At 57.7% G+C, this 2,251-nt stretch carries 3 protein-coding genes; all 3 read left to right on the top strand.

Annotated elements, in window-relative coordinates; translation table 11 throughout:
• Nucleotides 1–30: 30 nt before the first annotated feature.
• Genes RI563_RS13255 through pyrF form a run of 3 tightly spaced genes read left to right on the top strand, consistent with a single transcriptional unit; the run spans nt 31 to nt 2,202 of the window.
• On the top strand, nt 31–324 hold the full coding sequence (locus RI563_RS13255; RefSeq protein WP_310694855.1) for a LapA family protein: 294 nt from the start codon (nt 31–33) through the stop codon (nt 322–324).
• Nucleotides 324–1,496, top strand: a complete 1,173-nt coding sequence (gene lapB, locus RI563_RS13250; protein WP_310694854.1) for a lipopolysaccharide assembly protein LapB — start codon at nt 324–326, stop codon at nt 1,494–1,496. Before RI563_RS13255 ends, lapB begins: the two co-directional genes overlap by 1 nt.
• Before the next feature lies 1 nt (nt 1,497).
• Entirely contained in the window at nt 1,498–2,202 is a 705-nt protein-coding gene (gene pyrF / locus RI563_RS13245; protein WP_310694853.1) for an orotidine-5'-phosphate decarboxylase, read from the top strand.
• Nucleotides 2,203–2,251 lie beyond the last annotated feature (49 nt).

The raw sequence follows: 2,251 nt of genomic DNA, 5'->3' as shown, positions 1-2,251 counted from the left end.
ACTCAGAACCGGGATGAATGAGGATAAAAGATGCTCAAGATCATTTATATTGCCGTGATCGTGCTGCTGGTCATCACCGGCCTGGTGTTTGCCGTGCTCAACGCTGAACCGGTGCAATTTAACTATTATTTCGACAGCCTTTCGATCCCGCTTTCTTTATCCATGCTGGTGGCGATGATCCTGGGTGCGATTCTCGGGGTGCTGGCCAGTGCCGGCGCCATCCTGCGTCAGAAACGGGAGATCCATCGCCTGCGCAAGGCGGCGGATACGGCGGAAAAAGAGATTAATAACCTGCGCTCGCTGCCGCTACGCGACGATCATTGATGGGTATTGAGATCCTCTTTCTGCTGTTGCCTGTGGCGGCGCTATCCGGCTGGTTGCTGGGTCGTCGCGGCACCTCCATGCGCCGCCGCGATGACGGTTGCCTGGAAATGCCCAGTGAATATATCAAGGGCCTCAATTACATCCTGAATGAACAACAGGATAAGGCGATCGACCTGTTCATTCAGATGCTGGATGTCAACAGCGAGACCGTGGAAACGCATCTGGCTCTGGGCAGCCTGTTCCGTCGGCGGGGTGAAGTGGACCGCGCCATTCGTATTCATCAAAACCTGATCGCCCGACCCACACTCAACAAATCGCAACGGGCCCTGGCCCTGTTCGAACTGGGCCAGGATTACATGCGCGCCGGATTGCTGGATCGGGCCGAGTCCCTGTTCGGTGAGCTGGTCGACAGCGCCCCCCATTCCCAGGCGGCCCTGCGACATCTGGTGGATATCTATCAGCAGGAAAAGGACTGGGACGATGCCATCCGGGCGGCCCATCGACTGGAACAATGCGCCAACACGGATCTGTCTTTCATGGTGGCCCAGTTCTATTGCGAACAGGCGGAACAGGCGCTGCGTCAGGGCGAACCATCACGGGCGCTGAAATTGTTGCGCCGCGCCATGGGTGAGGATCGTAACTGCGTGCGGGCCAGTATGATGGAAGGGGACATCGAGCGCAGTGCCGGCAATTACAAGGCCGCACTCAAGGCTTATCAACGTATCGAACAGCAGGATCCCGAGTATCTCTCCGAAGTCATCCAGCCGATGCTCGAATGTTACAAGGCACTGCAGCGCAAGGACGAAGCCATCGACTATTTCACAACGCTGCTGGATAAATACTCGGGTATCTCCACCATGCTGGTGCTGGCCGATCTGATTGAAGAGCGCGACGGAGAACTGGCGTCAACGGAGTTCATTACCCGCTTTCTCAAACAACGGCCTTCGGTACGTGGCATGGATCGGCTGATCGAGCTAAACATGGGACAGGCCAGCGACTCGGTTCGCGATAAATTGCATGTCCTCAAGGAAGTCACCGACCAGATCCTGACCAACAAGTCTGTGTATAACTGCGTCCATTGCGGTTTCAGTGGCAAGTCCCTGCACTGGCAATGTCCCAGCTGCAAGCACTGGAACACCATCAAACCGATTCACGGTGTAGAAGGAGAGTAAGGTGAGTTGTTCATCACCGGTTATCGTTGCCCTCGATTATGCCAATGCCCGCGATGCCCTGGCCTTTGCCGATAACGTCTCGCCAGAGCGTTGTCGACTGAAAGTGGGCAAGGAACTGTTCACCGCCGAAGGCCCGCAACTGGTACGCGAGCTGGTCGCGCGCGACTTCGAGGTGTTTCTCGATCTCAAGTTCCACGATATCCCCAATACCGTGGCTAAAGCCTGCGCCGCAGCGGCCGAACTCGGCGTGTGGATGCTCAACGTGCATACCCTGGGCGGCTCAAAAATGATGACCGCCGCCCGCGATGCCGTGGCCCAATCCTCCAGCAAGCCTTTATTAATCGGCGTCACGATCCTGACCAGCATGGGGGCGGAGGATCTCCAGGAAGTCGGATTGTCCGGGGAGCCCATGGCTAATGTCGAAAAACTGGCGACGCTGGCAGCCAATAGTGGACTGGATGGTGTCGTCTGCTCCCCAAGGGAAGTCAGCAGCCTGCGCCAGAAGTTGCCGGAAAATTTCCAGCTCGTTACCCCCGGCATCCGGCCCGCCGGCAGCGCCAGCGGCGATCAGACCCGGATCATGACACCGGCCGAGGCCATCGGCGCCGGCAGCAACTACCTTGTCATCGGCCGACCCATCACCCAGGCCGAAGATCCCATGCAGGCTTTGACCATGATCGAACAGGAGCTTGAAACGAACCCGTAGGAGGGGCTTTCAGCCGCGACTCGGGAAACGAGGCACAACCGTCGCCGAT

The sequence above is a fragment of the Thiohalophilus sp. genome (assembly GCF_031581315.1).
GTDB lineage: Bacteria > Pseudomonadota > Gammaproteobacteria > UBA6429 > Thiohalophilaceae > Thiohalophilus.
The sequence above is the reverse complement of the archived record's forward strand: the minus strand, read 5'-3'. Positions and strand labels throughout refer to the sequence as shown.

What these genes read in the sequence shown, in the direction of transcription:
- RI563_RS13255 (WP_310694855.1), top strand. Translation starts at nt 31, where the DNA reads ATGCTCAAGATCATTTATATTGCCGTGATCGTGCTGCTGGTCATCACC.
- lapB (WP_310694854.1), top strand. Translation starts at nt 324, where the DNA reads ATGGGTATTGAGATCCTCTTTCTGCTGTTGCCTGTGGCGGCGCTATCC.